Consider the following 25950-nt stretch of genomic DNA (forward strand, 5'->3'; position numbering starts at 1 on the left):
ACGTTCAAGAAGGGAGCCCCGGGCTCCCTTCGGCATGTCATGCGCATGCCAACCGGAATCTTCGTCCCACCCGTCAGCAGAGAGTGACCCCATGGCTCAAGCCTCCCCCACCCCGGTCCGCCGCGCCCTGATCAGCGTCTCGGACAAGACCGGCATCGTCGACTTCGCCCGTGGCCTCAGCGAGCGCGGCGTCGAACTGCTCTCCACCGGCGGCACCTTCCGCCTGCTTCAGGAGAGCGGCATCGCCGTCACCGAGGTGTCCGAGCACACCGGCTTCCCCGAGATCATGGACGGCCGGGTCAAGACCCTGCACCCGAAGATCCACGGTGGCATCCTCGCTCGCCGCGGTCAGGACGACGCAGTGATGGCCGAACACGACATCGCGCCCATCGACATGGTGGTGGTCAACCTCTACCCCTTCTCCCAGACCGTGGCCAGGCCGGAGTGCACCCTCACGGATGCCATCGAGAACATCGATATCGGCGGCCCCACCATGGTGCGCGCCTGCGCCAAGAACCATGCTCATACCACCGTCGTGGTGGACGCCGGTGACTACGCCAGGGTGCTGGGTGAAATCGCTGCCCAGGACGGCGCGGTGAGTGACGCCACCCGCTTCGACCTCGCCGTGAAGGCCTTCGAGCACACCGCCGGCTACGACGCCGCCATCGCCGACTACCTGGGCAGCCGGGTGCCTGGCGGCGAGGATGGCTTCCCGCGCACCTACAACCTGCAGTTCGAGAAGAAGCAGGCCATGCGCTATGGCGAGAACCCGCACCAGAATGCGGCCTTCTACGTAGAGGCCGATGCGCGCGAGGCCAGCGTGGCCACCGCCACCCAGCTCCAGGGCAAGGCGCTCTCCTTCAACAACGTCGCCGATACCGACGCTGCCTTCGAGTGCGTCAAGGCCTTCACCGACACCGCCTGCGTGATCGTCAAGCACGCCAACCCCTGTGGCGTGGCGGTGGGCGCCAGCGCCCTTGAGGCCTACGACAAGGCCTTTGCCACCGACCCCACCAGTGCCTTCGGCGGCATCATCGCCTTCAACGTGCCGCTTGATGCCGACACCGCCCGGGCTATCATCGACCGCCAGTTCGTCGAGGTGATCATCGCCCCCGGAATCGCCGAGGATGCCCTGCCGATCATCGCCGAGAAGCGGAACGTGCGCTTGCTCGACGTGGGCGCTCACTGGCCCGGCGAGCGTGAGCACGCCCACGACTTCAAGCGCGTCACCGGCGGCCTGCTGGTCCAGGACCGCGATCTCGGCATGGTCGGCCGCGACGAGCTTACCGTGGTCAGCGAGCGGGTCCCCACCGAGCAGGAGCTGCGTGACCTGGCGTTCGCCTGGAAGGTGGCCAAGTACGTCAAGTCCAACGCCATCGTCTACGCCAAGGGCGGCCAGACCATCGGCGTCGGCGCCGGCCAGATGAGTCGCGTTTACTCGGCGAAGATCGCCGGCATCAAGGCCGCCGACGAGGGCCTCTCGGTGCCCGGCTCGGTGATGGCCAGTGACGCCTTCTTCCCCTTCCGTGACGGCATCGACGCCGCCGCCGCCACCGGCATCGCAGCGGTGATCCAGCCAGGCGGCTCAATGCGCGACCAGGAAGTGATCGACGCCGCCAACGAAGCCGGCATCGCCATGGTTTTCACCGGCATGCGTCACTTCAGGCACTGAGACCTAGGGCCAAGGGCCAAGGGCCAAGGGCCAAGGGCCAAGGGCCAAGGGCCAAGGAAGGCTGTCAACCACCGTTGATCTGTCAAATAAACCCCCGCCGGCCTCGAGCCAGCGGGGGTTTCGTTTTAACCTGCGATAGGGGGCTCGGTCCTGGGCCCTGTTACCCCAGATCGATGCAGAGGTATTTGGTCTCGAGGTACTCCTCCAGCCCCTGGTGGCCACCCTCACGGCCCAGGCCCGACGCCTTGACCCCGCCGAACGGCGCGGCGGCGTTGGAGATCAGCCCGGTGTTGATGCCCACCATGCCGTACTCCAGGGCGTCGGCGACGCGCCAGACGCGGCCCAGGTCGCGGGAGTAGAAGTAGGCGGCGAGGCCGTACTCGGTGTCGTTGGCCATCGCCACCGCGCTCTCCTCGTCGTCGAAGGGGAACACCGCGGCCAGCGGCCCGAAGGTCTCCTCCTTGGCCACTTTCATGCTTGAGTTGGCAAAGCTGATCAGGGTCGGGGTGAAGAAGTTGCCGCCCAGCGGGTGCGGGTGGCCACCCATCAGCAGCTCGGCGCCCTTGTCCACGGCATCCTGGACGTGCTCACTGACCTTGGCCACGGCGTTATCGTCGATCAGCGGGCCGATGTTGATGCCGGTCTGCGTGCCGTCGCCCACCCTGAGCTCGCTGTGCATGGCCACGGCGAGCTTCTCGCAGAAGGCATTGACCACGCTGGACTGCACCAGGAAGCGGTTGGTGCAGACGCAGGTCTGGCCGGCGTTGCGGAACTTGGCGGCCATGGCGCCCTCCACCGCGGCGTCCAGATCGGCATCCTCGAAGACAATGAACGGCGCGTTGCCGCCCAGTTCCAGGGAAATCTTCTGGATGTGTTGGGCCGCATTGGCCATCAGCTCGCGGCCCACCTCGGTGGAGCCGGTGAAGGTGATCTTGCGCACCAGCGGCGACTCGGTCATGGCCGCGGCGATCTCGCCGGCACGGCCCGGGACCACGTTGAAGACGCCGCGGGGCACGCCGGCGCGCTCGGCCAGCAGCGCCAGGGCGGTGGCGGAGAACGGCGTCTGGCTGGCCGGCTTGCACACGATGGTGCAGCCCGCGGCCAGGGCGGCGCCCGCCTTGCGGGTGATCATCGCCGCGGGGAAGTTCCAGGGGGTGATGGCCCCCACCACGCCCACCGGCTGCTTGGTGACCAGGAGGCGCTGGTTGGCCTTGGCGGCAGGGATGGTCTCGCCGTAGACACGCCGTGCCTCCTCGGCGAACCAGCGCAGGAAGCTGGCCGCATAGACGATCTCGCCGGCGGCCTCCTTGAGCGGCTTGCCCTGCTCGAAGGTCATGATCATGGCCAGATCGTCCTGATGCTCGAGCATCAGGTCGTGCCACTTCATCAGGATGTCGGCACGCTCCTGGGCGGTCAGCGCCTTCCAGGCTGGCAGGGCGGCATGGGCGGCCGCAATGGCGCGCTCGGTCTCCACGCGGCCCAGACGCGGCACATCGCCGATGGGCTTGCCGGTGGCCGGATTGAGCACCTGGATCTGCTCGCCGCTGTCGGCGGCGACCCAGCTGCCATCGATGTAGGCGAAGGGACAGTAGAGCTGGGTTTCCTTGAGGGCTTCCATGGGCATCTCCTGAGGGCAAGGCGGTATTGTTATGGACGGCGGCGAGAGTGCGGCGTCGGTCAGACTCACAGCACAGGATACGGGACGCAGGATGGCGGGCGCCATCTTCTTGCCGGCAATTCTCAGCCGCCGCCGACACCCCGGTCGGGCGCCATCGGCTTGTCATCGGGCATGCTCTGCTCTGTATCGGGCACCATCTGCTGGGCCGGCGGCTGCGGAGCAGTCGGCTCCACCATGGCGGTCAGAACGGCGAGGATGAGCACCAGGGCGATGGCCAGCCAGCAGAAGGCTCGGCCGATGTAGCGAGAGGGCTCACGGCGGATCTGGCGCAGGCCGATCAGCGCCATGATCGCGACGGCCAGATTGAGGGGGACCAGCACCCCCTGTAGCAGCAGGGCCAGCAGCGCGCAGACCATGGCGCCCATGGCCCAGGGCGAGTAGCGGCGCCGGGCGTGCACCGGGGAAGGGTTATCGGCGTTCAAGAGGGCTCCAGCTCGACCAGACACATGATAGACGCCACATGCTAAGCGCAAAGACCCCGACGCTCAAAGCGACGGGGCCCGGGGAACAGCACGACTGGCCGTTCAGGAGGTGCGGCGGGGCTCGCGGCTGGCCGAGAGGGTGATCGAGACCGAATCGGCGAAACGCAGCGCGTGAGGCTTGTCGATTTCCACCTGGGCGGTGAGCACCTGCTCATGGGCCATGATCAGGTCCAGTACTTCCCGGGTCATGCGCTCGAGCAGCAGGAAACGGTTGCCCTCCACATGGGTGATCACCTGCTTGGTGATTGTGCGGTAGTTGAGGGCCTGCTCGATATGGTTGAAGGCCACCGCATTGTCGGCGCGGTAACGTATCACCGCATTGATGACCACGTCCTGGCGGTTCTGGATCTCCTCCTCCTTGATTCCGATATGGGTGCGCAGGCGGAGGTTCTTGATGCGAATGGTGGCCAGATCATGATCGAAGTGCTGATCATCGATGGCGTGCAGCGGCATGGCCGATCTCCTTGGCGGGTGGGCCTCAGCGTCCATTGACCAGGGTCAGGAACTCGTGGCGAGTGGAGGGGTTGTCGCGGAAGGTGCCCAGCATCACCGAGGAGGTCATGCTCGAGTTCTGCTTCTCCACGCCCCGCATCATCATGCACAGGTGCTTGGCCTCCACTACCACCGCCACCCCGCGGGCGTCGGTCACCTGCTGCACCGCTTCGGCGATCTGGCGGGTCAGGTTTTCCTGGATCTGCATGCGGCGGGCGAACATGTCGACGATGCGCGCAAACTTGGAGAGTCCCAGTACCTTGCCACTGGGCAGGTAGCCGATGTGGCACTTGCCGATGAAGGGCAGCAGGTGGTGCTCGCACATGGAATAGAGCTCGATGTCCTTGACCAACACGATCTCGTCGGTCTCCGACTCGAACACCGCCCCGTTGACGATCTCCTCCAACGACTGCAGGTAACCGTGGTTCAGGAACTGCATCGCCTTGGCCGCGCGCCTGGGCGTGTCACGCAGGCCCTCTCTCTCGGGGTTTTCGCCAAGGGCAAGGAGGATCTGCCGATAGTGGTTGGCGATGTCTTCGGTCATGGTCGAGCCCGTCCTGGTCGCTATTCATGTACAAAATATATACATGAAAACTGTGTTGTACAATATAATTTGCCTTGATTCCGCATTCTAGCGCAAGCCCCACCGCGGCGCAGGCCCGCCACGTGACAACCTGCCGCACCCGGTGGCCCCGGCGAATGGGAGGGCTTCACTCCCCTGTGCTAGAATCCTGGCTCTCATGCAGTGCACGACTTCTTCCGAGAGCTCGACATGACCAAGACCCCTGCGATTCTGCTGCTGGCCGCCCTGTTCACCCCGTCTCTGGCGCTGGCCGCGACCCTGGAACTGCCTGCCGAGGCGCGACTCGAGGTGCAGGTGATCGATTCGCTTATCCTGGACCAGGACGCTCCACGCCTTGATGACATCCTGCTGCGCCCGGTCGTCAACGGCCAGGGTTCCCACGAACTGCCGAGCCACTGCATCATGGTTGGCGATGCCCTGATCGAGGGCGAGCGGGTTCGCATCACGGTCAAGTCGGTGACCTGTATCGCCACCGACGGCGGCGACAGCGAGATCTACAGTGGCGAGATGTCGGCAGCGGCCTTTGGCGCAGACGACAGCTTCGGCATCGCCGCCTGCGAGGGTCCGCGCTGCGAGATCACCCCCGAACACACCTTCGAGCTGCGGCTGGCCAGCGAGCTTTCCATCGAGGAGCAGGAGAACCTCTCCGAGCGGATCAACATCCAGCGCCGCCAGGCCGACGGTGCCGGCGTGGCCAACCCGATTCCCGCCGAGCGTCCCGACCCGGACCAGTAAGCACCCGCCCGCGCTGCACAGGGCCCCCTCTCGAGGGGGCCCTGTGGATTTGGGCGGCGGCCCGGCATCAGCCCAGCCAGCGGGGCTCGCGCTCCAGGACCTGTCGCTGCTGCTCCAGGGAGCGGATCTGGCCATCCCAGTAGCCCTCATCGGCGAGCCAGGGAAAGGCCGCCGGGAAGGCCGGATCCTCCCAGCGCGCCACCAGCCAGGCGCTGTGGCGCAGCAGCCGCAGGGTGCGCAGCGGCTCCATCAGGGAAAGCTCGCTGCGGTCGAACTCGCGCTGCTCCTCGTAGCCCTCCATCACCTCCGAGAGCTGCATGTGGCGCTCCTCGTCGCGCTCGGCGGTGATCAACATCCACAGGTCCTGAACCGCCGGGGCCATCAGGCAGTCGTCGAAGTCCACCAGCGCAAAGTGCTCATCGCGCCCCAGGATGTTGCCGATATGGCAGTCGCCGTGGACGCGGATCGCCCGCTCAGCCAGCCAGGCGTGGTCGGCCAGCCGCTCGTGCAGCGCATCGGTGACCCGAGCATAGGCCTCGCGCTGGCGCTTACCCAGCCAGGCGCTGCCCAACACTCGCTCGCGGGCCTCCAGCACCATCTCGTCCAGGTCCATGGCACCGCGATGGACGAAGCGACCGCGTTTGCCCACCGCATGCACGGCGCCGATCACCCCCCCCAGGGCGAACAGGTGCGCCGGGTTCTCCAGCTCTGGGGCCTGGCCCGGCAGACAGGGGAAGAGCGAGAAGCGAAAGCCCTGCGCGCGATGCAGGCTCACGCCCTCGGCATCCCGCCAGGGGGCGGCCACCGCCACCTTCGCCGCCTCGAGCTCGGCGAGGAAATCGTGCTCCTCCTGGATGCGCGCATCGCTCCAGCGCTCCGGGCGGTAGAACTTCACCACCCAGCGCCGCCGCTCCTCGTCGTGCACCAGGTAGACGCGGTTCTCGTAGCTGTTGAGGGTGAAGGGCTCCCCGGGCAGCCAGAAGCCCAGCGACTCCACCGCCGCCACCACCCGGGCGGGAGAGAGGCTGGCGAAGGGATGGGGCGACGTTTCCATGGGGACAGTCCAGGCGGTAAAACCCGCATGCTAACAGAGCCGTCGGCTTTGCTGCAGAAACCCGTCAGCTTTCCTGCAGCGGCGTGCGCGCGACCGACCAGGCCTCGACCTCCCGGGCACCGGCCACCCGGCAGGCCGCGGCCAGGGCCCCCAGGGTCGCCCCGGTGGTCATCACGTCATCCACCAGCGCCACCCGGAGTGGCAGCGCCGCCTCGATCACGAAGGCGCGGTTCAGATTGCGGCGCCGCTCGTCACGGTCCAGCCCACGCTGGGTCGGCGTATCGCGGCAGCGCCGGGCGCGCACCAGCGGCAGCTCGAGCCGGCGTGCCAGACGCCGCGCCAGCCACTCGCCCTGGTCGAAGCCGCGCTCGCGAGCACGACGGGGATGCAGCGGCACCGGCACGAGTGCCTGGGGCCATTCCTGCGACACGCCGGGCAGTCCGGCCTCGAACAGCGCCAACAGCACCGCGCCGGCCCGGGGCGAGGCCTCGAACTTGAAGCGCTGCACCAGACCCGCCACCTCCCGCTCGTAGCGCAGTGGCACGCGGCTGTGGTCGAACGATGGCGGGTGGCGAAGGCAGCGTCCGCAGAGTCGGGCATCGGGCCGCCCGGGCAAGGGCTCTGCACAGCGCGGGCAGGCCGGCAGGTTCCAGGGCAGTGCGGCGAAGCAGGCCCCACACCAGGGGCGTTCCCGCTCGGCCTTGCCGAGGCAGAAGGCACAGCGTCCGGGCAGCTGGCGGCGAAGGCACTGGTCAACCTTGGCTCCTGCTCGGGTTGACAACGCGCGCCACTGGGATAGGCTTTCCGTCAACTTTTTCACGACATCGAAGTTGACCATAGCGAGCCTCCCATGTCCGACGCGACCTCGACCGCCGATCCCTTGACCCTAGCCGCCACGGCTCAGCCCCGCCACGACTGGACCCTCGACGAGATCGAGGCGCTCTTCGCCCTGCCCTTCAACGATCTGCTGTTCCACGCCCAGCGGGTGCACCGCGCCCACTTCGATCCCAATGCCGTGCAGGTCTCCACCCTGCTCTCGATCAAGACCGGCGCCTGCCCGGAGGATTGCAAGTACTGCCCCCAGTCCGGCCACTACGCCACCGGGCTCGGCAAGGAGAAGCTGCTCGAGATCGAGATGGTGGTGGAGCAAGCCCGCGCCGCCAGGGAGGCCGGCGCCAGCCGCTTTTGCATGGGTGCGGCCTGGAAGAGCCCCCGCGAGAAGGACCTCACCGTGGCGCTGGAGATGGTGCGTCGGGTCAAGGCACTGGGGCTCGAGACCTGCATGACCCTGGGCATGGTGGACGCCGACCAGGCCGGGCGCCTGGCCGAGGCCGGGCTCGACTACTACAACCACAACCTGGACACCTCGCCGGCGTACTACGGCGAGATCATCACCACCCGCACCTACGCCGATCGCCTGGCGACCCTGGGCCATGTGCGCGAGGCCGGCATGAAGGTCTGTTCCGGCGGGATCCTGGGCATGGGCGAGGCGCCCCGGGATCGCGCCGCCCTGCTCCAGCAGCTGGTGCGCCTGGAGCCGCACCCGGAATCGGTGCCCATCAACATGCTGGTCAAGGTGCCGGGCACCCCGCTCGAGCACGTGGAGGACCTGGACCCCATCGAGTTCATTCGTGCCATCGCCGTGGCGCGCATCCTGATGCCGACGAGCCATGTGCGCCTCTCCGCCGGCCGTGAGCAGATGAACGAGTCCACCCAGGCGCTGGCCTTCCTGTCCGGGGCCAACTCGATCTTCTACGGCGAGCGATTGCTGACCACCGCCAACCCCCAGGCGGAGCGCGACCGGGCGCTGTTCACCAAGCTTGGCCTGCAGCATGAGCAACGCCGGACCTGCACCGATGACGACCAGGTCGGCGCCAGCATCGAGGTCGATCTCGCTCGCCAGGCGGCGCGGCAGGCCGCCACCCGGGTCATTGAGCTGACTTACGACGCCAGCGATGCCTGAACATGGGCACCAACTGGCCTTTCCGACTCGCCGCCCGGGCCCGGGGTCGCCGGGCCGGCCTCACCACCCTGGGCCTCAAGCCTTTCGCCTCAGGCAGCGAGGCCACGCCTGACGGCCTGCGCAACGCCGATGCCCTGGCCATGCAGGCCCAGAGCGTGCCGGTGGCGGACTACACGACGGTCAACCCCTTCGCCTTCGCCCCCGCCATCGCCCCGCACCTGGCGGCCCGGCACGCCGGGGCCGAGGTGCGCCTCGCCGACCTGGCCGGCTGGCTGCGCCCCCTGCTCGCTCTGGAACGCGGACTGACCCTGGTGGAGGGTGCCGGCGCAGATCACCTGGTACTGCCCGATGTCCATTGACTTGCGAGGAGGCGTCCGTAAAATGTTCTCGCCTGCCTGTCCGTGCGGATGTGGTGGAATTGGTAGACACGCCAGGTTTAGGTCCTGGTGCCTTCGGGCGTGGAGGTTCAAGTCCTCTCATCCGCACCATCGTTGCTTCACGTTATCTCTCCGGCTATCGACGCGCATCTACCGTCATCTCTCCCGAGATGCTCGGCGCTTGTGCGTGCCCGTCCTCCCGTTTCGAAGCTGCAATGGAGCCCTCTCATGAGCTCACCCGTCTCGCCCCCCCAAATCCAACAGGACGCCCTCTCTCCAGGGGAATCCCTCTCTCCAGAGGAATCCCTCCCCCGTCTGGCACCCCTATGCCCATCTCAAGACCCAGCGCCAGGCACCCAGGGTAGTCGGCGGCGAGGGGCCGCGCTTCATTCTTGAGGGCGGCGAGACGCTGCTCGACGCCACCTGCTGCAGGCGGCCGGCGGGCTCAACATGACCTCGCCCCACTATCTGCAGGGAGCGCGACGCCTTTATGCACGACCCTACCCTCATGGGCAATCCGCTGGCCTGCCGGGTGGCGCTGGAGAGCCTCGCCGTGTTCGAGGAGGAGGACATGCGTCGCATAACAGCGGTAATGAAGGCCTGGTTCCGACGCCGAGCAACTGCCGCCTCAGCCGCGCAGCAGGGCAACGAGCAGGGCTGCGATGATCAGCAGCACGGCGATCAGGGTGGCGACATGGCGGGCGTAGCGGTGCAGCATGGCAAGGCTCTCTCGTTCCGTTTCGTGGCGCCGGCTCAGGGCTCCTCCGACAGGATCACACGATGTCGAAGCGATCGGAGTACAGGCGGGTTGGTGCGATTCCAAGTTCGATGAGCGCCCCCTCGGCGGCATCCATCAGCGGACCGGGGCCGCAGATGAAGTAGTCGCGCCGGCCGTCATCGGCCGGCAGGCGGCGCGCCAGCAGGTCCCGATCGACCAGCCCGCGCTCCCCCTGCCACTCCTCCGGCGGCTCGTCGAGCACGTGGATCACCTCCAGGCGCAGGCGCTCGGCCAGGGCCTCCAGCTCCTCACGGAAGGTGGCCTCCTCCCAGGTAGGGTTGGCATAGATCAGCCACAGCGGCAGGCGCTCGCTGCGGTCGGCGAAGGTACGCAGGATGCTCATCATCGGTGTGACCCCGATGCCCCCGGCGATCAGCACCGCCCCGGACGGGTTGCGGGCATCCGGCAGGAAGGCACCGAAGGGCCCCTCGACGAAGGCCCGGGTGCCGACGGCCACCTCGGGCAGGGTCGCGGTGAAATCGCCCATCTGTTTGGCGGTAAACGCCAGCCGCTCGGGCCGCTCCGCCGAGGAGGCGATGGAAAAGGGGTGCTGCTGGAGTTGGAAGGGGGTGTCGCCCAGCGTGATCCAGATGAACTGCCCGGGCGCGAACGCAAGACGATGCCGACCCACCGGGGCCAGTACCAGGGTGGTGGCTTCGCCACGCACCGGCAGCGTCTCGACGACCTGCCAGGGCCGACGCCGCAGCCGCCAGGGTCTCAGCAGGCGGGTCTCCGCCACCAGCAGCAGCGACATGACGATCAGCAGGGCCAGCAGCAGCCCGGCGCCTCCTGCCGTGTAATGACCCACCATCAGCGCATGACCGAGGCCACCGCCCACCACCGCCACCGCGAGCACGCCATGCAGGGCGCGCCAGCGCTCGTAGGAGAGTCCGCAGGCCAACCGCCAAAGCGAGGTGGCCACGAGCAGAAGCGTGGCGAGGAGCAGGCCCATCAGGGTCAGAGCACGCAACGTCTCTTCTCGAGGGTCCAGGTAGTCGAGCCAGGCGGGCCGAGAAACCAGCATCACTGAAGGGTGCGCAACCACCAACAGCAGCGCGACGAGCCCCATTCGGCGATGGAACTGAAGCAAGTTGTCGAACCCCAGAGTCGCACCGAACCAGCGATGGCGGCCGGAGACCAGCGCCTGCAGCGCCATCACCGCCAGCGCCAAGAGCCCGAGCATGGCGCCGAACTCCACCCCCAGGCCGCGTGCCTCATCCGGAGGACGGGCCAACACCACGGCCATCGGCAGCAGCGCCAGCCCGAGATAGACGGCTCCCCACTGCAGGGCGCGCCGGGTCACTCTGCTCATCCTCTCCTCCCTGATCCGACCAGTCGACGGCGAACCCACCGGATGCCGATACCTCTCCTGCTGACTCACAGGGTACGCGACATTGCGCCAGGAGGAGGGGTGGAAACTCTGGTTCGCGTGTGGGGAGGTATCATCATGACATCTTTGACCCGGAGGGCCCCATGGTTTCATCCCTTAAACACCCGCCATCCCCCGGGCCCCATGCCCGGCGCCCCAGAGCATCGCGACCTACGCCCATGACCAGCGCGGCTTCCGCCTCACCCCAACGGCGGATCTGGCCGGGCCACCAGCGACTGGTGGCCGCCTCGGCGCCTTCGATCTTCGCTACGTAATGTCATGCGAATGGTCTCTCTAAAGACTGTCCAAATCTGATTGACATGCCGCGGGATAGAACGGAGTGTGGGGTGATGAGTGCAAATATTCACGAACCCGCCCCCCATGATGACGACATTCCCGGCGAGCTAGTGAATCAGCTCGACGCCGCCATCGCGCGGCTGGCAGATGCGAATGCCGTTGCAGAAGTCTCCCCCGTCTTCGAGGTCATCGATGCGGCACGTCCCCTGCTGTTCGATGCCAGAGGCCTCGACGCCCTCTATGCGCGCGTCCCGGCGATCGAAGCCGCCGGTTTCTTCCGCGGAAGCGACTGGGATTATCCCCAGACCCTGGTGCCCTCACTCGCCATGCGCACCGTGCGCCATGGCGACCCGATCGCCACCCTGGTTGAGAGCCTGAGCCAGATTCGCCTGCTGGCCGTGGCCAAGGGCGACTTTTCGCACCCTTCGGTCTCGGCAGGGCACGCCAATCACTTTCTCGCCCAGGTGATGGCCATGAATCTCGACATCGTGGTCAGCGACCTGCAGGAGAGCGACCGGCTGCGGCCAGACCGGCTCGGGTTCGCCGTTCAGAGCCTGTATCATTACCTGCTCGACCACCTCGGCTACCAGAATCTTCTGGAGCAGCTGGTGGCCGAGGTGTGGCGAATCCTGGCGCAGCGCCCGGTCCAGGTCGATGGCGTCAAGCAGATGGTGACCCAGATCGCCGCCTGCCTGAACTCACCGGACACTCAGATGGGTGAGGCCGGAGAGGAGGCCCGCAAGCTCGTCGATTCTCTCTTCGGCCCCACCGAAGTCTGCCGCGAGGATCTCGGCCTCGATGCCTATACCGAGCGGCTCGCTAGCATGGACGACGCAACCCTCCTGCAGGAAGCCATCGGCTTCGCTCAGGCCATGCACGGCACCGGCCTGGTCTCGCCCTACATGCCGGGGTTCATCCGCTACCTGCGAACACGATGGAACGCCCTGATTCCCACGGCCCTGGGCCTGAGCCAGACGGGGGCAGACGCCTTCCATTGTTACTCGGCGCTGATCCACACTCTGATCGATGAGGCCCTGTTTCCCGACACCAGCCAAGCTGCCTATGGCCTGGCCATGCTGCTCGAGCGGGGTATCCTGTACTCGCCTCCGGTGGCACCCTCACTGTGGCGGCAGCTGAGACTGTCGCTGTGCGATGCCGCGGCGCAGAAGATCGTTGCCGTCTTCGGAACCCGGCGCTCGCCGGAATGCTTCCTGCTCGCCGACGTGATCAACGTGCTCGGCTCCCCACTGGGCGTGGGCCAGGGCAACTACCCCACCTGCCAGTCGACCCGCGCCCTGTCCATGTGGGCCTACAATACCCCGGCAGAGTTGCTGCGCGTCGTCGCCTGGGCGGCCCGCGACGATGAAGTGATCATGCGTTTCGAAGGCAACAGCCTCTCTTCCCGGGAGCTGGGCGCCGGCCTGGCCACCGAGCCGCCGGTGGAGGTCGATGCGGTCTCGCTATTGACCGTGCCGCACCTCGACCGCGTCTACTTCGAGATGGGACGCCGCAGCATCGGCCGCGGAGAGGACCCGCACAAGTGGGTCAACGCCGAGTTTCACGGGGATCATGTGGGTCATGGCTTTCGTATCGCGGTCGATGTGTTTACCGGCCAACTGAAGGACTTCGATGGGTTCATCCGTGACTTCTATGCGGCCTATCACCCCTTCTATAACGGCGATATTCCGGTGATCAATCCGCAACCGGCGGGTATTGCCGTGACCGATAGCGCCACGCGCTTCCTCGGCTGGCACGCCATCACGATCCAGCGCCTCGCGCTCGATCCCGGCCAGGTCATGCGGGTGTACTTCTTCAACCCCAACAATGACAGCGGGCAGGATTGGGGACAGGACATCGTCACCTCGACCCAGGGCCATGGCGAGCGCTTTGGAGAGGCCTCGCTACCAGTTGCCCAGTTCGCCTCCCGGCTGTATGTCTTTCACTATGACCCGCTCGAGAAGGGCGAGCCGGCCGATATACCAACCGTTGAAGTGGATCGGGCCATGAGTCTGGCCCGGGATAGCTGGGCGTCGGAGCGCTAGGCAAGAACGCTTTGCAGTCAAGCTCGACAAGTGCGCTCGAAATCGAGCGTCAATTTCCTGCCTTAGGCAGAAGGAGAACAATAGATGTCGACCGTAACACAAACCCCGGACACCAAGGACGTTTCGAGCTGGATCGACCCAACGATGGATTCGGTCAAGGGAACCGAGACGCCCAAGGACCCTAACAAGGGCTACATCGCCCTGCTGGGCTGGAGCGTCAATGCCATCAAGGCCGCACAGAAGTTCGATCGCCGCTACGTGGTGGTGGCGCCCGACTGGGCCGCCGATTTCTGCGAAGCCAACAAGATCCCCTACATGCAGTGGGACTTCCTGCGCCTGAACGATCGCTCGATGGAGATCGCACAGCGGCTCAAGGAGGAAGGCGTTGATGTGGCCATCCCGCTGTTCGAGGAAACCGTTGAATGGTCCGGCGCGATCAACTCCGTGCTGATGGACAACCCGCGCATGTTCGGGCAGTCCATCCTGTTCAGGGACAAGGCGCTGATGAAACGCCGCGCCCAGCTGGGCGGCATTCGCGTGGGGATCTTCGAGGAAGCCCATGAGAAGGAAGACATCATCCGCTTCATGAAGCGCGTCAACCAGACGCTGCTCAAGCTCGACGGCGACCCCGATGACCCGATCCACGTCAAGGCCTTCGACAAGGCCGGCTGTCTCGGGCACCGCATGATACGCAAGATCGAGGAGATCGACAGCATTCCGGCCGAGGAGTATCCCCTGCTGATGGAAAGCCACCTCGACGGCTGGGAGTTTGCCGTCGAGGCCTGGATCCATGATGGCGAGATCAAGTTTCTCAATATCTCCGAGTACGTGACCCTGGGCTATTCGGTGTTCGTGCCTGCCACACGGGAGCTCGAAAGCTGGCGCAACGCCATCACCAAGCAGATCGAGAAGTTGATCAAGACGTTCGACATCCAGTTCGGCCTGATCCATCCCGAATATTTCGTGGCGGCGGATGGCGAGATGTACTTCGGTGAGGTCGCCTACCGCCCACCCGGTTTCAAGGCCTTCGAACTCATCGAACGCGCCTACGGGTTCAGTGCCTATCAGGCATCGATGCTGGTCTTCGACCCCAAGAGCACCAAGGAGGAGGTCGAAGCCTTCTTCCCCCGCGAAGTGGTCGACGCGAAAGGCTATGCGGGCTGCTTTGGCGTCTATCCGAGGCGTCGTGTCGTCAGCAAGCTGGAGATGCCCAAGGAAACCACCGAGCACCCCTACTTCGAGTACCACGAGCTGGTAGCGCCGACCGAAGAGACGGTACCGGACCGCGCGGCGTTTGGCACGCACTGGGGCCTGATCTTCTTCTTCGGTGACGACCCGATCGTGATGCGGGACCTGCTCAAGGCGCAGGAGGACCTGGACTTCTACGTCTAGGGGCGCGTTCCATACCGACTCGCACCCAGGCTGAGATGACCGGGGGCAGGGCCTATGCCCTGCCCCTTTTCATGGGGCTCACGGCGTTTCATGGGACACATGGCGTTAGCGACGCCGGTCGCTTTCGCGGATAAACTGACCCCAAGGTAAAACACCAACGGAGCCCACGGATGAGAAAGGTACTGATCGCACTGGCTGCCTGTGCCGCCCTGGGCGCCCACGCCGACACCTCAGCGGAACCCCACGGCGGCGAATTCGATGCCGTCAGCATGCCGGAAAACGACAGCGACTTGCCCCTTTGGGCCAACGAGCAGATCGACCCCCTGCACGACAGCGTATCGCGTTGGGTCGAGACCACCTCGCGACGCATCGACGGCTTCTTCGGCACCACCGATGCCCTCACCATCGAGAACGACTCCTACCTGCGGATCAGCCAGGGCTGGCGATGGAAGGAAGGCGATTCCTTCCAGCAGGACATCGGCGCTCGCTTCCGCCTCGACCTGCCCACCACCGAAGAGCGCTTGCGCCTGATCATCGAGAGCGAGCCGGAGGAGACCCAGGGCACCCTGGCCGAGCAGGACAACCAATTGGTGGACGACCGCATCAGCGGCGTGGAGAGCCTGCGCATCGGCCTCAACCGCCTGGGCCAGCGTGACAAGAGCGAGCGCTGGAACACCCAGGTGGGCGCCGGCGTTCGTGTGCGGCTGCCGCTGGATCCCTACGCCCGAGTGATCTCCCAGCGCCTGTGGACCCTCAACGACGGGCCCTGGCAGCTGGAGAGCGACAACCGCCTCTCCTGGTTCAACAAGGACGGCTACTCCGCCCGCACCCGCTGGGACATCGGTCGCCCCGTAGACGAGAACCGCCACCTGCGCTTCATCAGCAACGTCCAGTGGCGCGAGGAGGTCGACCACCTGGAGTTCAGCCAGGCGGCGGAGCTCAATCGGCGCATCGATCGTCGCCGGGCGATCCGCTACAGCGCCGTGATGCTGGGCGAGAGCGGCTCCAACCCCAGCATCGAGGACACCTACCTGCAGACCCGCTACCGGCGCGACCTGCATCGGGGCATCCTCTTCCTGGACGTGGCGCCCGCCCTGCACTTCCCCCGCGAGTCGGACCGAGAACCGCGCTGGGCGCTGGACCTGCGCCTGGAAATGTACTTCCGCCGCGAGATCGACCGTGTGCGCCTGTGACCTCAACATGAGCCGCCCGCATCGAGGAGCCCCATGACGCTCAGCAAGACGAAATCCAGCTTTTATCGTCGCCTCTACGTGGCCCACCTGGTCTCACGGGGTATCGCCAGCATTCCCGACGTGATGGCCGTCACCGGCATGCCTCGGCGCACCGCCCAGGACACCCTCGGCGCCCTGGGCGAGCTGGACATCGTCTGCGAGTTCGAGAAGGGCGAAGGCGCGCGCCACAACATCGGCGCCTATGTGCTTCGCGACTGGGGCCCCATCGACCCCGACTGGGTCGCGGCCCGTGCCGAGTTGCTGCGCCAGGCGCTTGGCTACCCGCCTCTGGAGGCAACGTTGACCCGCTGAGGGAAACCCACCACAATTGATAATCGTTATTACTTGCATCAGCACACCATGATCACAGCGCGCATGAGTAAAGAGCGCCCCAAGGCGTACTACACCACCGTCTTCCTGCAGGTCTCCTTCCGCGCCATCAAGCAGTCCATGGCCGGAAAGGCGAGCGACGGCCTGCCCTGCTGGCTCGATACCCGGATGCTCGGCATGCTCTCCCGCGAGCTCAAGGCGTGTGGCGACGAGACGGTCCACCCCGCTGAGGCCCATGCGGCCCTGGAGACCGCCCGGGAGGAGTGCGAGCAGCTCCTCTCCCGCTGCCCCGGGGGACTGGACAGCACCGTCTGTCACCGTCAACTGGACGCCATTCTCGAGGCTCTGCAGCGTGCCATCGACGCCCTGGCCAATGCACCGGCGCCTCCCGGTGCCTCGCCCTGGCAGAGCGCCACGCGCTACCTGCTGCAGGGCTGGAAACGCCTCTCCTGAGAAGACACCGGCTGACTCGGCGCCACCCTTCCGACCCAGCTCGATGATCCGGCTCTGGCCCGCCGGGCTGATACCGGCCACGCTGGATTTATCAACCGACGCGGCACCCGCCCGCCGCCTATAGTCAAGGTGACCCACCCTATCCACATTGGCCCCTCGCCGTCCGGCGCAGGGGCCGAGGTCGTGCCATCTGGCGCCATCCCTTCCCTGCCAGCCGGTGCGACATGACCTGGAGGAGACCCTTATGCGTGGCTTTCTGTGGAGTGGCATCATCGCGGCGGGGCTGGCCGCGGCAGGCGTGCCTGCCGGCAGCAGTCAGGCCGATGACGTTGCCGACATGATCGCGGTGATCCGTGCCGCGGCGGAACGCTTCGAGGACGTGAACGTGGCGCTGGCGGAGGGCTATGTCCCGGATCCTACCGGCGAATGCGTGAAGGCCGGGGAACACGGCCTGCCGGCGGAGCTCGGACACATGGGTATCCACTACCTGCGCCCCGACCTGCTCGGCCTCACCGGCAGCGAGCCGCGGGTCAACGGCACCGGCACGCATACCGACTTCATGGACCCCGCCATCCTGCTCTACGAGCCCCAGGCGGACGGCTCCATGGTGCTGGTCGGCGTCGAGAACCTGGTGTTCGCGCAGGCCTGGCGGGAGGCCGGCCATGGCGAGCCGCCCAGTTTCCTGGGCCGCACCTGGGACTACATGGCCGACGACCCGGCCGTTCCCGGCGATCAGGCCCACGGCTTCGAGCCCCACTACGACCAGCATGTTTGGTTTCGCGACAACCCCAGGGGCAACCTGGAATCCTTCAACCCGGCGGTGAGCTGCGACCTGCGCAATGTCTGATCCGGCTACTGCTCCGACACGACCCGATAGCTCAGTGACTCGAGCCGGCGTTGCACCGATGACGTCAACGCCGGTTCAGGATCGCTGATATCCTCCGGATGCCCCGCCAGTACCGCCACGCCCGCTTCATCATCGGCATACAGCAAGCGGTCCTCGCATCGCCGGCATGCCCAGGTTTCGCCACCCCGCCCCTCCGGCGAGACATCGAGTTCATCCGCCCCCTGGCCGATCAGGATGGCCTCCAGCGGCCAGAAGGCCACCGGCTTACCCCCGACATCCCGGCCGATGGCAAGGGGTGACCCACACACCAGCAGCGATAGCGCGCCACAGTCACAGGTGATTTTCCCGTAGGGTCCGTTGCTCATCAGGCGCTCCCTGTCGAAAGATGGTCGGTCTCAGTGTGGCACACCCATGGCCGTCAACGCCGACCCCCGCCTTCCACATGCCCTTGTCATCGCATCGTTACACCCCTGTCACCTGTCGGGGATAGCGTCGACATGACAACACACATCAAAGAGGGGAGAGCCCGGATGAACAAGGGCATTCGGCGCCAGCGCGAGCCGTTGAGCGACGACGAAGTCGAGTTCCTGACCCAGCTGGCCAACGGCAATGCCCTGGCCCGCCAACGACGGCGTGATCGCGAGCGGGCCTCACGGCACCCGTCGCCGAATCCCTCGTAGACCGCGACGGGAATGCAGGATTATCGGCCAAAAAATGTGTGAATGTCAGCAATCGGCCAATAGCATAAATTTAGGATATACTGATGTAATGCTGAGATAAGCCGCAACCGAAGGCGGTCGGCTGGAGCAATTTATTAAGGGACGCAACATTCAATAGGGGAGAGACATATTTTCTATCTCGTGCCCCCCGAAGCCAGAGAAAATAAAACCTGTCCCCCTTATTCTTCAAGACTAAAATTATGACTAACAACGTCACCGCAACTGACTATCTTTACTACCTCTTCGATTTATCCCACCGCCAGCCTTCTTTTGCTCTTCATCTCGCTCTGACTGACACGTCACACATGAACGGATTCCTGGCACCGCCTTCTGCCGTGCGTCGGGTATGGCTGCTCCGCATTCTTCACAATGCGTGAAGCTGTTACCGCTGGGTAGGCGGCTACGAGCTTCTTGTACTGCGTCATCGATGCTTACGTCGATCTGATCTTGAACGGCGCCATCGCGGGTCCAGCCACCGGCCATATTGCACTCCTGAACTGAATTTAGAACTATTCAACCAATTGGAGGTTTAAAAGAGCACAAAGTTCCACCCTTGTTTTGGTAGTACAGCACCGGCGTGAATCACTTACCCAGGGCATAACTCATTTGACTTGTCCAAGCAATTTGTAGTGGTTCAATGACTCCGAACTCATCAATTCTAGAAATATAGCTAACAAGAACGTCGGGGCAGGGATACACATCCGCATGCTTATGGCAAGCTAGACTCACTGCTCTCCATATCAATGCAACGATGCTTAACCATGGCTGACACTTAACAGCTCCCTGGGTCAGTCCTGTTGTCGGGCTGTTTTTCGTTTGTAATGCACCCCAACCTAGCTCAGTGGGCTTCGGTTGGCCAACGGCGTGGTAGGCGTATGCTGGGGGAACTCGATATTGATGGAGCCCGGACGATGATCGACGAGAAGGACATGGCCTTTCTGGAGCGCTGCGTGGCGCTGGCGGAGCAGGCATTGGAAGTGGGTGACGAGCCCTTCGGATCGGTGCTGGTGAGCGGCGACGGCGAAGTACTGGCCCAGGACCATAACCACGTGGCCGGCGGCGATGCCACCCGGCACCCCGAGTTCTTCCTGGCGCGCTGGGCGGCAGAGTACCTCACCCCCGAGGAGCGGGCCCGGGCCAGCGTCTATACCTCGGGTGAGCACTGCCCCATGTGCGCGGCGGCCCACGGCTGGGTGGGGCTAGGAAGGATTGTCTACGCCAGTTCGTCGCAGCAGCTTATCGTCTGGCTTCAAGAGATCGGCGCCCACCCGGCGCCGGTGGCGCCGCTGCCGATCCGACAGGTGGTGCCGAACGCCGTGGTCGAGGGGCCGGTGCCGGAATTCGCCGAGCGGCTTCGCGCCCTGCATCGCCGACGTCATGGCGTGTGAGTGGCCTGCCCGTTCGTTACCCGACGGCCGAACGGCGCCGCTTTATCCGGTACATATCGCTATCCGCATGGCTCAGCAGGGCATCGGCATCCTCCCCGTCTGCGGGATAGCAGGCCACGCCGATACTGCAGGACGGCGCGATACCGTCGAGTTCAGGGCCCAACGGCTCGGCCACCACCGCGAGGATCTGCTCCACCTTCCTGGACACGGCATCCAACGAGTAGATGTCCGTCAACAGGACGGTGAATTCATCACCGCCCATCCGGGCCACCGTGTCCGTCTCACGCACGCAGCTTTCCAGTCGGCGTGCCACCGAGCAGATCACGCGATCCCCCACCGCATGGCCATAAACATCATTGACGAGCTTGAAGTCATTGAGATCCAGAAACAGCAGGGCCAGGCCACTCTGGTGGCGATGGGCCGCATGCAGCGCCGAATCCAGTCGATCGTAGAAGAGCGAGCGGTTGGTCAGCCCCGTCAGGGGATCATGATGGGCGAGATAACGTAATTCCTCCTCGGTCTGCCTGAGGGCCGTCACGTCCCGGGCGACACCGATCCGCACTCCCTCCTCCTCGTACCAGCGGGCAGACCACAGGATGTAAACGATACCACCATCCTTGCGGATGTAGCGGTTACGAAAATCGACATGGGGCTGGCCCTTCATCACCCGGCGAATGGAGGCCAGCGAGGCCGCCAAATCGTCAGGGTGCATGTAGTCGGTGATCGTCGTGCCCGCCAGCTCATCGGCACGGTAACCGAGCAGCGCCTCACAGGCATCACTCACGAAGACGATCTGGTTGTCCGCGTCGACCACGAAGACCGCGTCCAGCATCAGGTTGATCAGCTTGGGATAGAGGGCTTGCAGGTCAACGGGCATGGGTCAGGAGATTCCGATTCACGTGGGCCAAGTCTAGTCCGACCATATTGGAAGACGGCAGGAAACCTGCGGACTTCTCTCCCGGCCTGTCGAGGATGCGGTAAGCCTCCGGTGCTTCATCCGGCGGGACGGCGCTAATGAGCTGCGCCTCCATAGCCCGGGCCGCGTCAATGGTCGAAGCCTCGAGCGTCAGGGCCAGGGAAGCGCGGGTCTCGACGAGGGCCTCCTGCAACTGCGCCTCCATGGCCGGGCGGTGGCGTGCCTCCTGCCCCTTGAGCAGGTCGTATTCGCTCCCGGCGATGGCGGCCAGGGTGGCCGCGCCCGTCAGCGTTCCGACCACCAGGGCGCGGCCCGCCAACAGCCCTATGCCACCTCCCCCCAAGGCTGCCGCGCTCCAGCGGGAGCGGTCCAGACCATCGTTCAGGGCGTGCAGCAGCACGGCGTCCAGATCGAAGCGGCTCACCTCCACCTCTTCCGGCGCCGATACTACCTGACGCGGGGCATAGCGATCATGCATGGTGGCGGCTAGCCCATCGGCCAACGCATCGGCATCCACCAGCAGGCGCACATAGGCCCAAGCGACAGCCCCCTGGGTCAGCAGCAGCAGCCAGGCCGGCAGGAACAGCCAACGGGCCCAGGCACTGCCGGCCAATGACCAGAGCAGCAGCGCCAGCACCGGCAGGGCCAAGGGCAGGAAGGCGCTCGGCCAATGACGGCGTGGGCATCCCGTCGCCATGGGTCCTACCGGGCCAGCACCTGCTCGATAAACGCCTCGCAGCGCTGGTGGGCCGGCCGCTCTCGCAGCCCGGTCCAGTAGGTCTCGAACTCGGGGCGGCGCGGCAGGGTGCCGAGTTGCATGCCCCAGCCGATGTGCGAGCCCACGTAGACGTCCGCCGCGCTGAAGGCGTCGCCGGCAATAAAGGGCTTGCCCGTCACGGCGGCGGCCAGGGTATCGACAAGCGTCCAGTAGTCGCCGCAGCCGAGGCGCATCGTCTGCTCGGGCGTGGGCGCAACGCCCAGGTCGTTGAGGGCGATGGCACTCTCCAGAGGGCCGGCGCTGAGGAACAGCCAGCGGTAGTAGTCACCCCGGGCGGCGGGCGGCGGCGCCAGGCGAGCCTCCGGGAAGGCATCGGCCAGGTAGACGCAGATGGCGGCGGCCTCGGTGACCACCGTCTCGCCATGGCGGATGGCCGGCACCTTGCCCAGCGGGTTGATGGCGAGATACTCCGGGGTCTTCATGGCCGCGCCGTACTCCATCGTCACCATGCGATAGGTGGCACCGAGTTCCTCGAGCATCCAGTGGACGATGCCGCCCCGGGAGAGCGGGTTGGTATAAAAGACGAGGTCGGCCGGGCGGGCCGGCTCGGTGACGCTGCCGTCAGCCAGCGTTTCCTGAGTTGGCTCGGCCAGGGCCGCGGGCGGCAGCCGGACCTCCGGCGGCAGCACATAGCCCCGGCCGGGTTCGTTGACCACCTCGACGCCCACCGCGCGCAGCACGGCGATGTCCTGATAGAGGCTGCGCAGGGTGACGCCCAGGGCGGCGGCGAGGTCGGGCCCGCCGATTGGGTCCTGGTGGTGGCGCAGAACCCGGATCAGGTCCTGCAGGCGAGTGGGTCGGGACATGCGGGTTCCTCGAGTGGATGGCCAACAGGAAGTGGCTCGCAGTGGACGTCGGCGAAGAAGGATAATGACGCGCTCAGAGGCCCTGGGCGCCTCGCCGCAGCCAGTCGTGCATGAAGACGAGCTTTTGGCGCGTGATGTCGGAAAGCACGAAGGGATAGAGATCCGGCAGCCCCATCGAGCGATTGATGTGGTTGACCGCCATGACCTGATGGGTCGCCACGCGGATCAAGCGGTCGGCATCCGATTCCATGTAGGGGTCCCACCCGGGGTATGGCAGGTCAGGCGAGGAGAGGCCGGCGGCAACGAAGCTGTCGGCGATATCCGTGAGGTGCAGGAGGTGGGCGGCGGTCTCGGCCCAGTCCTCATGGGGATGAGCGGAGGCATAGGTGCTGACGAAGCTCGAGCGCCATCCCGCCGGCGGCCCATTGACATAGTGCCGCTGCAGGGCCTCGGCGTAATCCTCACGTTCATCGCCGAACATTGAGCGGAAGGCCTCGAGAAAGTCATCTCGCAGGCTGAGTCGCCACCAGAGCATATGCGAGATCTCGTGGCGCATATGGCCGATCATGGTCCTGTAAGGCTCTTCGAGCGCCTCACGACGGGTGGTTCGCAGCACCGGATCCGCTTCCGCCACACTGATGGTGACCACGCCACCGGCATGCCCCATGGCAACAGGCGTCGGACCCTCGGCCAACATATGGAACACCGGGGGAGCGCCGGGATCTTCCGGCCGGAACCAGTTCCAGCGGCCCAGGTTATCGATCACCCAGCGCTTGGCGGCCTCGGTCTTGGCCCAGTGGGGCATGGCATAGGGAAGGGAGGGATCCGGAGCGAGCGCCGTCATTGCACAGGAGCGGCAGAAGGCCCCCTGCTCGGGGGCGATCCAGTTGCACCCGATCACGTCGCGATTGGCGCAGTACGGCGGCATGGTGATGAAGGCCCTGGCCTGCGGATCATAGGCAAGCGGCGTACCCGTGGCAGTGGCCAGGTTGTCGAACCATAGAGACCCGGGACCGACCGGATTGGCGAAGACTCGCATGGGCATTAGCTCCTTAACAGCGCGGGGACGCAGTGCCCGGGGAAAGGATAGAGGCTGAAGGCTGCGTCTCCTGCCAGCTTAGCATTGCAGCGCCGGGAGCCCAGCCACCTATCGCTCCTACCGTTCCCACGCGAAACGCGCCAGCCGACCGATCGGCCCGACCTTCCCACCTCGAGGCCGAATCGCCGGCGGGGGTCTGCCTCAGGACGTGGCCTGCACCAGGGTGCGTGCGATGGCGAGCAGCCGCTCGACTGGCGTGCGCGGAAGGTGTCGTTGGTGATGTCGTCATATGGCGGCAAGTGACGCTGCTACCCTGCTGGGTGGCTGCGTGGCTGGGTGGCTGAATGGCTGAATGGCTGAATGGCTGAATGGCTGAATGGTGGGTTGGCGTGCGGCGGGTGTGTGTCCTGCGTCGCTTGTCAGCCTTCAAGGTAGTGGAACAACAGCGTTGACAGGTCCACCGCGTGCCCGATCACCGCACTAGCGATTCTGGCGCGCGGCCCCGTGACGGTGCTTGCCAACGCGCGCGCCCACCGGGAAGAAGAACCGCAGAGGGTTGGCGAGGAACTCGTCCCTGATCCCGACCAGCAGGACGCCCGGCTCGATCAGAGTAGAACGAGAGCGCAGCGCCACCATCAGGGCCAGGGCGAAGCTGACCCAGAGGTTGATGAAGCCGATCGTCAACACGAACAGCAGCCCGACCAGCAGACTCCCCCAACCCTGGAAATCGCTGAAGCTGGCAAAACCCAGGTTGGCCGAGGAGAAGGCCACGTGACGAATGTCCAGCGGCAGGCCCAGCAGGTGGCCCACATAGCCGGTCATGCCAAGAAGAACGCCGAACAGGAAGTTGCCCGCCAGGGCGCCGTAGTTCTCGTGAAGATAGTGAGCCAGCCTCTCCCGGCGCTCCTCGGAGATGCGCTGCAGGGCAGGATGGCGGACGAGCCGCTTCGAGAGCTGTATGTGATCGGCGCGGTTATCGAAGAACCCGGCGATGATCCCCGAGCAGAATAGCCAGACCCCGGCGATGGCCGCATAGAGAAGGGCCAGGCTCTCGACCGGCGAGATGGCCCTGAGCTGGTAAGTGATCTGGTCGCTTGAGAGCAGGGAGTGGCCGCTGAGCGCCATCGCGACCGCGGTGATGAGGAAGGCGGTGGCAAGCGCCGCGGCCACATTGCCCCACACGGCCGCCCACTGGGAGCGGTTCACGTCCAGCAGCAGCCTGGCCAACTTGCGGCTGACGGATCGGCCCCGGCGATTGCGCTCAACCTCGGCGGCAAAGCTGGCAGCCGTCATGGCGGGCTGCTTGGTGGCGATAGTGAAGTGCAGCAGGTGGACCAGCACGAAGCCCAGACCATAGTTGAGGCTGACCAGCACGGCCTGGGAGAGCGGCGCCAGCCCCCATGCTTCGATCCTGATCTTGATCAGGGCCATGAGGGCGATGATGACACCGGCACCTGCGGCGGTGGCGATCAGGCGAAGGTAGCTTGGCAGGTCGCGGGAGATATAGTGCTCGCCGTGGTCACTCTTGTTCTGGGTGATGCTGCGCGACATCATGCGCGTGCTCTTCCTCCAGATGGCCCCGATGCTGCCCTTCTCCGCCGTCGCCAGCAGCAGCTCCTGCCACAGCCGGAGGCCGCTTCGGGTGCAGGCGATCCTGGGCTGTGGGCTGGTCAACACGATCAGGCGCTCGATGCGCTTCAGCGTGTCTTCCAGGCGCTCGATCAAGTGGGAGGCATTGACCGAGGACCCCAGGCTGCCGCCGCCGCGTCGGCGAAAGCGGGCCACCTGCTCGTTGCACTGTTCCAGCATTACCCAGAGGTGGTCGATGGCCGGGTAGTCGTCGCTGCGCGTTCCCCCCGCCACCGAGGCCCGGGACTCCACGAAGGCGTGCACTTCACGCTGCAGGGCGATGAAGGGGGAGTCGATGCGGGTCAACCGCTCATCGATGCGCATCAGTTCTGGGTCGAGCTCCTCGGCCGCCACCCAGATGGCCAGCATCTCCAGGGCATAGAGGCACTCTTCCTGCTGATGCACTCGCGCCTTGTCCCGGGTCTCGGATTCCAGGGCCGCCATCAGCACGCGACCGAGCCTCAGCCAGCCATGGGCCGGCAGGGCCTCCAGCCAGGGCTTGTCGTGACGGGTGATCAGGCTGGCCAGCAGGTCGCGGGAGTCTTCCCGGTCCACGGGCGGCGGGACAAGGCGATCATAGAGCCGCGTGGATATCTCCCGGAACAGCCCTTCCCGCGAGAGGATTCCCAGCCGCACCAGCGCCGGATAGAGCTCCAGGTCGGAAAACCGGCCGAGAATGCTCTCCGCCAGGAGCCGGGCATTGTCGGGGTGGTCGCGAAGGTAGAGGACCAGGCCATCGAGGCGCTTGGCGACCCGGTCGGGGCTGCCGTCACGCAACCAGCCAAACAGTGCGTCGAGGCAGGCCTCCAGGCGGTTCTCCCCTGCCAGGGAGGCCAGGGCGTTATCCAGGTGGAACGTCGTGGTCATGCTGGCGGGAAATCCTTGCCGGGTCAGAGTGA

At 65.6% G+C, this 25950-nt stretch carries 27 protein-coding genes and 1 tRNA gene; 13 read left to right on the top strand and 15 right to left on the bottom strand.

Annotated features, from left to right (window positions below; all coding sequences use genetic code 11):
• Positions 1-91 precede the first annotated feature (91 nt).
• On the top strand, positions 92-1672 hold the full coding sequence (purH, locus tag ACR80S_RS06035) for a bifunctional phosphoribosylaminoimidazolecarboxamide formyltransferase/IMP cyclohydrolase (RefSeq protein WP_435402820.1): 1581 nt from the start codon (positions 92-94) through the stop codon (positions 1670-1672).
• Positions 1673-1832: 160 nt separating this feature from the next.
• On the opposite strand, the gene ACR80S_RS06040 is transcribed toward purH, so the two are convergent.
• The 4 genes from ACR80S_RS06040 to folE form a co-directional block, all read right to left on the bottom strand.
• Positions 1833-3290: an NAD-dependent succinate-semialdehyde dehydrogenase gene (locus tag ACR80S_RS06040; RefSeq protein WP_435400354.1), complete on the bottom strand. Its 1458-nt coding sequence runs from the start codon at positions 3288-3290 to the stop codon at positions 1833-1835.
• A gap of 122 nt (positions 3291-3412) precedes the next feature.
• On the bottom strand, positions 3413-3772 hold the full coding sequence (locus ACR80S_RS06045) for a hypothetical protein (protein WP_435400355.1): 360 nt from the start codon (positions 3770-3772) through the stop codon (positions 3413-3415).
• A 102-nt stretch (positions 3773-3874) separates the two neighbouring features.
• A complete protein-coding gene (gene folX / locus ACR80S_RS06050; RefSeq protein ID WP_435400356.1) occupies positions 3875-4285 on the bottom strand; it encodes a dihydroneopterin triphosphate 2'-epimerase in 411 nt (136 codons plus the stop codon).
• A 25-nt stretch (positions 4286-4310) separates the two neighbouring features.
• Positions 4311-4868, bottom strand: coding sequence for a GTP cyclohydrolase I FolE (gene folE / locus ACR80S_RS06055; protein WP_435400357.1), 558 nt, complete (start codon positions 4866-4868; stop codon positions 4311-4313).
• Between the two features lie 228 nt (positions 4869-5096).
• Here folE and ACR80S_RS06060 point away from each other — a divergent pair, with 228 nt between their 5' ends.
• Positions 5097-5642 carry a hypothetical protein gene (locus ACR80S_RS06060; RefSeq protein WP_435400358.1) on the top strand — a complete coding sequence of 182 codons (546 nt, stop codon included), beginning with the start codon at positions 5097-5099 and terminating at the stop codon, positions 5640-5642.
• Between the two features lie 67 nt (positions 5643-5709).
• On the opposite strand, the gene ACR80S_RS06065 is transcribed toward ACR80S_RS06060, so the two are convergent.
• Both ACR80S_RS06065 and ACR80S_RS06070 read right to left on the bottom strand, forming a co-directional pair.
• Complete coding sequence (locus ACR80S_RS06065; RefSeq protein WP_435402821.1) at positions 5710-6696, bottom strand: serine/threonine protein kinase; 987 nt, start codon at positions 6694-6696, stop codon at positions 5710-5712.
• Between the two features lie 64 nt (positions 6697-6760).
• The gene (locus tag ACR80S_RS06070) at positions 6761-7477 is read right to left on the bottom strand and encodes a ComF family protein (RefSeq protein WP_435402822.1); all 717 of its coding nucleotides are present in this window, start codon (positions 7475-7477) and stop codon (positions 6761-6763) included.
• A gap of 69 nt (positions 7478-7546) precedes the next feature.
• Here ACR80S_RS06070 and bioB point away from each other — a divergent pair, with 69 nt between their 5' ends.
• The 3 genes from bioB (at position 7547) to ACR80S_RS06085 (ending at position 9147) form a co-directional block, all read left to right on the top strand.
• Complete coding sequence (gene bioB, locus ACR80S_RS06075) at positions 7547-8659, top strand: biotin synthase BioB (RefSeq protein ID WP_435402823.1); 1113 nt, start codon at positions 7547-7549, stop codon at positions 8657-8659.
• A gap of 2 nt (positions 8660-8661) precedes the next feature.
• A complete protein-coding gene (bioD, locus tag ACR80S_RS06080) occupies positions 8662-9018 on the top strand; it encodes an ATP-dependent dethiobiotin synthetase BioD (protein WP_435402824.1) in 357 nt (118 codons plus the stop codon).
• A gap of 44 nt (positions 9019-9062) precedes the next feature.
• A tRNA-Leu gene (locus tag ACR80S_RS06085) sits at positions 9063-9147 on the top strand.
• Positions 9148-9809: 662 nt separating this feature from the next.
• On the opposite strand, the gene ACR80S_RS06090 is transcribed toward ACR80S_RS06085, so the two are convergent.
• Positions 9810-11126 carry a ferredoxin reductase family protein gene (locus ACR80S_RS06090; RefSeq protein ID WP_435402825.1) on the bottom strand — a complete coding sequence of 439 codons (1317 nt, stop codon included), beginning with the start codon at positions 11124-11126 and terminating at the stop codon, positions 9810-9812.
• Positions 11127-11533: 407 nt separating this feature from the next.
• Between ACR80S_RS06090 and ACR80S_RS06095 the strand changes: the two genes are divergently transcribed.
• The 6 genes from ACR80S_RS06095 (at position 11534) to ACR80S_RS06120 (ending at position 17776) form a co-directional block, all read left to right on the top strand.
• Positions 11534-13522 carry a hypothetical protein gene (locus ACR80S_RS06095; RefSeq protein ID WP_435402826.1) on the top strand — a complete coding sequence of 663 codons (1989 nt, stop codon included), beginning with the start codon at positions 11534-11536 and terminating at the stop codon, positions 13520-13522.
• A gap of 144 nt (positions 13523-13666) precedes the next feature.
• Positions 13667-14914 (top strand): ATP-grasp domain-containing protein, encoded by a 1248-nt coding sequence (locus ACR80S_RS06100; protein WP_435400402.1) that lies wholly within the window; start codon positions 13667-13669, stop codon positions 14912-14914.
• Positions 14915-15084: 170 nt separating this feature from the next.
• On the top strand, positions 15085-16107 hold the full coding sequence (locus ACR80S_RS06105) for a hypothetical protein (protein ID WP_435402827.1): 1023 nt from the start codon (positions 15085-15087) through the stop codon (positions 16105-16107).
• A 33-nt stretch (positions 16108-16140) separates the two neighbouring features.
• Complete coding sequence (locus ACR80S_RS06110; protein WP_435400366.1) at positions 16141-16458, top strand: winged helix-turn-helix domain-containing protein; 318 nt, start codon at positions 16141-16143, stop codon at positions 16456-16458.
• 63 nt (positions 16459-16521) lie between these two features.
• Positions 16522-16929 carry a hypothetical protein gene (locus tag ACR80S_RS06115; protein ID WP_435402828.1) on the top strand — a complete coding sequence of 136 codons (408 nt, stop codon included), beginning with the start codon at positions 16522-16524 and terminating at the stop codon, positions 16927-16929.
• A 244-nt stretch (positions 16930-17173) separates the two neighbouring features.
• Positions 17174-17776 (top strand): hypothetical protein, encoded by a 603-nt coding sequence (locus ACR80S_RS06120; RefSeq protein ID WP_435402829.1) that lies wholly within the window; start codon positions 17174-17176, stop codon positions 17774-17776.
• 5 nt (positions 17777-17781) lie between these two features.
• On the opposite strand, the gene ACR80S_RS06125 is transcribed toward ACR80S_RS06120, so the two are convergent.
• On the bottom strand, positions 17782-18141 hold the full coding sequence (locus ACR80S_RS06125) for a hypothetical protein (protein ID WP_435402830.1): 360 nt from the start codon (positions 18139-18141) through the stop codon (positions 17782-17784).
• A 165-nt stretch (positions 18142-18306) separates the two neighbouring features.
• Between ACR80S_RS06125 and ACR80S_RS06130 the strand changes: the two genes are divergently transcribed.
• The gene (locus ACR80S_RS06130; RefSeq protein WP_435402831.1) at positions 18307-18456 is read left to right on the top strand and encodes a hypothetical protein; all 150 of its coding nucleotides are present in this window, start codon (positions 18307-18309) and stop codon (positions 18454-18456) included.
• A 252-nt stretch (positions 18457-18708) separates the two neighbouring features.
• Here the strand turns inward: ACR80S_RS06130 and ACR80S_RS06135 are convergent, their stop codons facing one another.
• The gene (locus tag ACR80S_RS06135) at positions 18709-18978 is read right to left on the bottom strand and encodes a DksA/TraR family C4-type zinc finger protein (protein WP_435400371.1); all 270 of its coding nucleotides are present in this window, start codon (positions 18976-18978) and stop codon (positions 18709-18711) included.
• Between the two features lie 99 nt (positions 18979-19077).
• Entirely contained in the window at positions 19078-19467 is a 390-nt protein-coding gene (locus ACR80S_RS06140) for a DUF6980 family protein (protein ID WP_435402832.1), read from the bottom strand.
• On the opposite strand from ACR80S_RS06140, the gene ACR80S_RS06145 reads away from it, so the two are divergent.
• Positions 19407-19883: a nucleoside deaminase gene (locus ACR80S_RS06145; RefSeq protein WP_435400373.1), complete on the top strand. Its 477-nt coding sequence runs from the start codon at positions 19407-19409 to the stop codon at positions 19881-19883. The two genes, ACR80S_RS06140 and ACR80S_RS06145, sit on opposite strands and share 61 nt — an antisense overlap.
• A gap of 16 nt (positions 19884-19899) precedes the next feature.
• On the opposite strand, the gene ACR80S_RS06150 is transcribed toward ACR80S_RS06145, so the two are convergent.
• From ACR80S_RS06150 to ACR80S_RS06170, 5 genes are all read right to left on the bottom strand, one after another.
• Entirely contained in the window at positions 19900-20760 is an 861-nt protein-coding gene (locus ACR80S_RS06150) for a diguanylate cyclase domain-containing protein (protein WP_435402833.1), read from the bottom strand.
• Positions 20750-21496: a hypothetical protein gene (locus ACR80S_RS06155; RefSeq protein ID WP_435402834.1), complete on the bottom strand. Its 747-nt coding sequence runs from the start codon at positions 21494-21496 to the stop codon at positions 20750-20752. Before ACR80S_RS06155 ends, ACR80S_RS06150 begins: the two co-directional genes overlap by 11 nt.
• Positions 21497-21501: 5 nt before the next feature.
• On the bottom strand, positions 21502-22383 hold the full coding sequence (locus tag ACR80S_RS06160) for an HTH domain-containing protein (RefSeq protein WP_435402835.1): 882 nt from the start codon (positions 22381-22383) through the stop codon (positions 21502-21504).
• A gap of 73 nt (positions 22384-22456) precedes the next feature.
• The gene (locus ACR80S_RS06165; RefSeq protein WP_435402836.1) at positions 22457-23422 is read right to left on the bottom strand and encodes a zinc-binding metallopeptidase family protein; all 966 of its coding nucleotides are present in this window, start codon (positions 23420-23422) and stop codon (positions 22457-22459) included.
• Between the two features lie 480 nt (positions 23423-23902).
• Positions 23903-25918 carry a recombinase gene (locus ACR80S_RS06170; RefSeq protein ID WP_435402837.1) on the bottom strand — a complete coding sequence of 672 codons (2016 nt, stop codon included), beginning with the start codon at positions 25916-25918 and terminating at the stop codon, positions 23903-23905.
• Positions 25919-25950 lie beyond the last annotated feature (32 nt).

Origin of the sequence: Halomonas salsilacus, from assembly GCF_051216275.1 — a bacterium.
In the GTDB taxonomy this organism is placed as follows: Bacteria; Pseudomonadota; Gammaproteobacteria; order Pseudomonadales; family Halomonadaceae; genus Halomonas.